We start from the raw sequence: 6,456 nt of genomic DNA, 5'->3' as shown, positions 1-6,456 counted from the left end.
ACGAGGTTGCCGCGCGACGTGTACTTCTGCGCGTCGAGCGGATCGGCGTGGATCGCTTCGCACGCGGCGGCGACGCCCGGCGAATACGCGAGCGACAGATCGAGCTGGTTCGACAGCGGCTTGGTCGTGGTGGAATGTGAGCGAAATGGTGTTGAACGCGCCCGGCCGGCGAGACAGCACTATCGGGACTTTACGGTTGCCTGACAAGCAACGATAATTGAGCGCTGACAAAAGAATTTCTTATGACTAAGCTCCGCCCTCATCTTCCGCTCAATGCACTGCGCGCGTTCGAATCGTCGGCGCGCCACCTGAACTTCACGCGCGCCGGCCTCGAGCTGAGCGTGACCCAGGCCGCGGTCAGCCAGCAGGTGCGTTCGCTGGAAGAGCGGCTCGGCTGCACGCTGTTCACGCGGCTGCCGCGCGGCCTCGGGCTCACCGACGAGGGGCGCGCGCTGCTGCCCGTGCTGAGCGACGCGTTCAGCCGCATCGAGACGGTGCTCAAGCAGTTCGACGGCGGGCGCTTCCACGAGGTGCTGACGCTCGGCGTCGTCGGCACCTTTGCCATAGGCTGGCTAATGCCGCGCTTGAAGCAGTTCGGCGACACGCACCCGTTCGTCGAGCTGCGGATGCGGACCAACAACAACGTCGTCGACCTTGCCGCCGAGGGCCTCGACTTCGCGATCCGCTTCGGGGAAGGCAACTGGCCGACCACGCGCAACGAGCGCCTGCTCGACGCACCACTCACCGCGCTGTGCGCGCCGGACATCGCGCGGCGCCTTTCGCAGCCAGCCGATCTCGCGAACGAAACGCTGCTGCGCTCGTACCGCATTGACGAATGGCACGGCTGGTTCGATGCGGCGCAGCTCGCGCCGTGGGCGGTCAACGGGCCGGTGTTCGACTCGTCGCGGCTGATGGTCGAGGCTGCGATGCAGGGCGCGGGCGTCGCGCTCGCACCGGCGTGCATGTTCGCGCGCGAACTGCAGCTCGGCCTGCTCGCGCGGCCGCTCGACATCGACGTGCGCGCCGGCGGCTACTGGCTCACCTCGCTGAAGTCGAAGCCGCTCACGCCGGCAATGACACTCTTTCGCGACTGGATCGTGGCCGAAGCGGCGGCTACCGCGCAGGCCGAATGACACGGCCCGGCTTGTCCACAGAAAGTGTTGGCAAGGATGTGGATATCCTGGGTACCCGGGGCCTAAACCCTTGATCGCGCACGAATTAACGCGCCGACTCAGACATCGGGCAGCCTGTATTCACGGGCTTCGCGAGCCGGCCTCCGGCAGCCCGATCCTCAACTGTCGCGACGCAATCGATTGCGAGTTGTCCACAGAATATGTTGGCAAGCCTGTGGATATCCTTCCAGTGCGGCGCGTAACACCCTGATACAAAAGGGGATTCAATACATGGACCTTGCGAGGTCAACCCTGTGGCAGCGCCGGGGCTTTCGCACGGCCCGCGCCACACCCGATTCAAGGCCGGACGGTTCTCCACAGATTGTGTTGGCAAGCTTGTGGATATCCTGCGCACCAGCCACCTAACTCATTGAGCGCACGGGGTTTTGTGCTTCATCTGCAGAATCGGGCAACGCCGGCGCAGCCCGTGCGGCACGCGCCGGCGCCACCCAGGCCTCAATGCCGGTCGAGCCCGCCGCGCAATTCGCTCGCCTTGTCGCGCAGCGCCTCGTAACCCGAGCGCGCATGCTCGGGCAGGTCGGGATCGCCGATCAGCGCGCCGAGCGTTTCGATCAGGCTGAACAGGATGCCCTTCGCCGCGCCGACCGCGATGCTCTGCGATTCGATCGACTTGTGCAGGTGGTCGACCGCCGCTTCCAGATTCTCGAGCTTGTGCTCGCTGTCGTCGGGCCGGTTGTCGGTCGTCATCGTCTACCTCCGCCATCGTTCAAGGGTCATGTCACGATTCTATGCCGCTGCGCGCGAACGTGGCGCGACATCGCGCAACGTTCGCGCAGCGCCGCGCTACAGCACCGCGACCACCTTCACGCGGCCCGGCTGCTCCGCCGACGCGACGACCTGGCCGTCGACGCGACGGAACGTGAGCGACACGGTTTCGTCACCGACGCGCAACGCGTCGATCCGCAGCCAGTCGACGCCTTCCGGCAGCGCCGGGCGCTCGACGCGCACCTCGTGACGCGACGCGTCGATGCTCACGCCGAGGCAAGCCTGCAACATCATGAACGGCGCGCCGGCCGCCCACGCCTGCGGCAGGCAGGCCACCGGATAGGCGGTCGGCGGTTCGCCGCGCCGGCGCGGGAACCCGCAGAACAGCTCGGGCAGCCGCATCTCGAAACTCACCGCTGCCTCGAACAGCGCGCGCAGCAGGTTCACCGCGGCTGTTTTGTCGCCGTAGCGCGCGAGCCCGCGCGCGATCAGCGCATTGTCGTGCGGCCACACCGAGCCGTTGTGATACGCCATCGGGTTGAAGCGCGGCTGGCCGGCCGCGAGCGTGCGGATGCCCCAGCCCGTCTGGAACAGCGTCGAGCCGAGCACGCCGGCGACCGCCGCGCCGCGCTCGGCGTCGGGCAGCCCGAACGCGAGCAGGTGGCCCGCGTTCGACGCGAACACGCGGCACAGGTCGCCATGACCGTCGAGCGCAATGCCGTAGAAATCGCCTTCCGGCATCCAGAACAGCGCGTCGACCTGCTCGCGCAGCGTCTTCGCGCGCAGGGCATAGCGCGTCGCATCGGCCGCGTGGCCGCGCCGGTGCGAGCACATCGACATCGCATCGAGCGCCGCGCACGCATACGCCTGCACTTCGACGAGCGCGATCGGGCCGTCCGGGAAGCGGCCGTCCGCGTGGAACACCGAATCGTGGCTGTCCTTCCAGCCCTGGTTCGCGAGGCCGCGCTCCGACGTGCGCTGGTAATCGAGCAGTCCGTAAGGATTGCGGTCGCACTTGTCGATCACCCATTGCGCGGCGCGCTCGAGCGCAGGCCACAGCTCGTCGATCAGCGCATCGTCGCCGGTGCGTTCGACGTACGCGCCCGCGAGCACGATGAACAGCGGCGTCGTATCGACCCCGCCGTAGTACAGCGCGAACGGCACCTCGCCCGTCGCGGCCATCTCGCTGCGGCGGAACTCGTGCATGATCTTGCCGGGCTCCGCATCGCGGAACGCGGAAGTCTCGCGCGCCTGATGCTCGGCCAGGAAGCGCAGCACGCCGCGCGCGAGCGACGGCTGCAGCCACAGCATCTGCAGCGACGTGATCACCGCGTCGCGGCCGAACGGCGTCGAGAACCACGGAATGCCCGCATACGGGTACGGCCCCGTGTCGAGCTGGGTCGTGAGCAGCCCGAGATCCGCGAGCGAACGATCGAGCCACGCGTCGAACAGCGGATTGCCGGTGTTCACGCGCGCCATCGATTCGCGCCGCGCGCGCATCTCGCGGTGCACGCCGACGAGCGCGGTGCGCAGCGCGACGCGGCCGCAGCCCGGCCCTTCCGCATGCACCGGGCCGAGCGTCGCATCGACGGTCAGGTAGATCGACACGCAGGCCTGCGCGGCGATCGTCAGCGTGTAGTCGGCACGATCGACCGACAGCGCGTCGGGCGCCGGCGAGAAATGCACGGTCACGTTGCGCTCGACGCTGTCGAGGCCGTCATAGCGCATCCGCACCGCGCCCGCGTCGACGCGCGGCGCCACCACGGTGCCGCGCTTCGGGCGCTGCGTGCCGCGCACCTCGAACATGTCCTTGAAATCGGCCGCGAACGACAGCGACAGCGGCACCTCGGCTTCGCTCGCACCGTAGTTCGTCAGCGTCAGCGCTTCGTAAAGCACGTCGCCCGCGAGCACGCGCATCCGCTCGATGTGGATCACGCCCTCGGGCGTTTCGTGGCCCCCGAGCGGCGGCAGCGGGCGGTTCGTCAGGTGGGCGGTGAACGACGCGTTGTCGGCGCTCGTCGCGCCCGACAGCAGCGACGGCGCGCGGCCGCCGAAGGTCAGGCGCCACTTCGACAGCACGCGCATGTCGTCGACGAACAGGCCGTCGTCATGGCCGCCGATGTCACCGAGCGCGTCGCTGACCACGAACGCATCGCCGGATTTCAGGACGTACTGGTTGTTGCGCGCCAGGGCCTGCGGATCGGCTTCGGGCGCGATGAATGCGGGGCCCGACGCCGGGGTCGGGGCAGCAGGCGCGACTTGCGGCGCCTGGGTCGTCGTGGCTTCAGCGTGATTCGGCATCGATGCTCCTGTGTCGGGTCGCAACGCGCGGCGCGTCGCGTGTTTCGCACAGGATAGGCCAGAACGGGGAACGTGCGCAGCGAGGAAAAAGACGCGATGCCATGCGACGTTGTCGTCGCCGCATGGCATCGCGCAGGCACCTCAGTCGCTGATCAGAACTTCCACAGGATGTTGCCGAGAATCGCGTTGTCGCGCACGCCGCTGCCGTACTGGCCGCTGTACGTGAGGCCGAGCGTCAGGCGCTTCGTGATGTTCGCGTCGATCCCGGCCTCGAGCACGGCGCTGTCGCGAGCAATCGGCACGCCCGACACCTGGAACGACGTGCCGCCATTCGCGAACGTGAACGACGACGACGGACTCACGTTGCCGAACGCATGCCGCCAGCCGACCGTCCCGCGCGCGGTGAACGTGCCGCTCGCGATCGAGCCGAGCTGCGACGCCGCGCGCAAGCCGAGGGTCGAGAAGCCGACGTGGGTCGTCTCGCCGCCGGCGCGCAGCGCGGCCGCGCCACCGGTTTCCGTATAGCCGTCGGTATGCAGGTTCACATACGCGAGGCCCGCGAACGGTTCGATGGCCACGGGCCCGACCGGCAGCGCGTAACCGACTTCGCCGAACACCTGCGCCGAATTCGCGTCGTAGCCGGCCGAATCGTGATCGGAGAAGCCCGCGAAGCCCGGCGAACGGTCGCTGTTGATCCGGTACCACGTGTACGACGCGCCGCCGCGCACGCCGAGTGCGCCGTACTGCGCGCCACCGTACAGCGACAGGTAGTAGCTGTTCACCGACGCCGACGAACTCTGGTCGTTGTCGAGCGAGCTGTGCGTGACACCTGCGGCCAGACCCGCACGCCACTTGTCGTTGAGCGCCATGTCGGCACCGGCGATGAAGCCCGTCATGCTGCGGTTGATCGTCGACGCATTGCCGTCGCCGGTGAGCCGGCTGCGGCCGCCGAACGCCTGCCCCCAGACGACCGGCTGGTAAGGCGTGCCGCCGTAGCAGCCGTCGCGCGAGCCGATCCGGCGTTCCGGCGGCAGCGTCGGGTCGACCGCGCCGGCCGTGTTGTCGCCGCACAAGGCTGCGCCCCCCGACGACAGCGCGGCGAGCGGGCCCGCTCCGGGCGCGAGGCCCTGGCGGACGCGGTCGGTCACCGCGTCGCGTACATAGCGGCTGTCGAGCAGCAGCATGCTCTTCAGGCTCGCCTGCAGTTCGCCGTCGAGCAGCCCGTATGCACGGCGTGCGGTCGTCGCATCGGTCGTCAGTATCGCGTCGTACAGCGGATTGCCCGCGCCGAGCCCGCCGAGCGCGGCCGCGACCGAACGCTGGTTCGGCGTCGTCGCGACATCGGGGAAGGCGGAACCGTTCGAGACCAGCCGCAGGTACACGTGATCCGGATCGTAGCTGAGCGTCGGCGCGAGGAACGCGTAGTTCGCATTCACCTGGCTGAACGTGCCCTGCACGCCCGACGTCGCGGTCACGATCGTGTAGGTCGTGCTCGGCTGGTAACCGCTCTGGTTCGCGAGCACCTGCACGGTGCCGCCGTTCAGCGTCGCCGTGCCGCTTGCCGAGAGGCTGCCGCTCTGCTGCGGCGAGGCCGCGACCTGGAACGTCGAGCCCGGCTGGAACGTGACGTTGCCGCCCACGTTCAGCGCCGCGCCCGGCTGCGACGCGGCCGCCGTCGCGCCGCCCTGCACCACGAGGCCGCCGATCGTGCCGGTGCCCGTGACCGTCGCACCGTTCTGCACGGTCACGGTCGACTGGCCGAGCGACCCGTTGACGGCAAGCGTGCCCGCGCTGACGGTGGTCGGGCCGCTCAGCGTGCTGGTGCCCGTCAACGTCAGTTGCCCGCTGCCGGCCTGTGTCAGCGAACCCGCGCCGGACAGCACGCTCGCAATCGTCACGCTGCCGGATTGATTGACGATCAGCGCGCCGTTGTCGACGACATTGCCGGCGATGCTGCCCGACGTGCCGCCGTTGCCGAGTTGCAGCGCGCCGCCAGCCGCGATCGTGGTGCCGCCCGTGTACGTGTTCGCCCCCGTCAGCGTCTGCGTGCCGGTGCCGGCGATCGTCACGCCGCCCGCGCCGCCGATCGTCCCGCCGAACGTGCCGTTGCCGCTCCCGTTCAACGTCAGCGCATTGGCGCCGAGATTGACGGTCGCGCCGGCCGCGCCGTTCAGCGTGCCGATCGTCTGCGCACCTGTCGCCCCGCTCGCGTCGAGCGTCGCACCCGCGCCCGCGAGATTCACCGCGCCCGTCGACA

Annotated in this window: 4 protein-coding genes and 1 pseudogene; 1 reads left to right on the top strand and 4 read right to left on the bottom strand. The window is 69.1% G+C overall.

The window, feature by feature from the left end; all coding sequences use genetic code 11:
* Nucleotides 1-131: pseudogene (locus tag G3N93_RS31455) on the bottom strand (hypothetical protein); the annotation flags it as partial.
* A 111-nt stretch (nt 132-242) separates the two neighbouring features.
* Between G3N93_RS31455 and penR the strand changes: the two are divergent.
* Nucleotides 243-1,133, top strand: coding sequence for a beta-lactamase transcriptional regulator PenR (penR, locus tag G3N93_RS31450; RefSeq protein WP_174936858.1), 891 nt, complete (start codon nt 243-245; stop codon nt 1,131-1,133).
* 495 nt (nt 1,134-1,628) lie between these two features.
* On the opposite strand, the gene G3N93_RS31445 is transcribed toward penR, so the two are convergent.
* The 3 genes from G3N93_RS31445 to G3N93_RS31435 all read right to left on the bottom strand — a co-directional run.
* Nucleotides 1,629-1,880, bottom strand: coding sequence for a hypothetical protein (locus tag G3N93_RS31445; RefSeq protein ID WP_011354368.1), 252 nt, complete (start codon nt 1,878-1,880; stop codon nt 1,629-1,631).
* Nucleotides 1,881-1,976: 96 nt separating this feature from the next.
* Nucleotides 1,977-4,199 (bottom strand): amylo-alpha-1,6-glucosidase, encoded by a 2,223-nt coding sequence (locus G3N93_RS31440; protein ID WP_174936856.1) that lies wholly within the window; start codon nt 4,197-4,199, stop codon nt 1,977-1,979.
* Nucleotides 4,200-4,351: 152 nt separating this feature from the next.
* A partial coding sequence (locus tag G3N93_RS31435) for an autotransporter domain-containing protein (protein WP_206134705.1) occupies nt 4,352-6,456 on the bottom strand: 2,105 nt, incomplete at its 5' end.

The sequence above is a fragment of the Burkholderia sp. Se-20378 genome, from assembly GCF_017104665.1.
Lineage (GTDB): Bacteria > Pseudomonadota > Gammaproteobacteria > Burkholderiales > Burkholderiaceae > Burkholderia > Burkholderia lata.
This window is presented reverse-complemented; position numbering and strand designations above follow the sequence as displayed.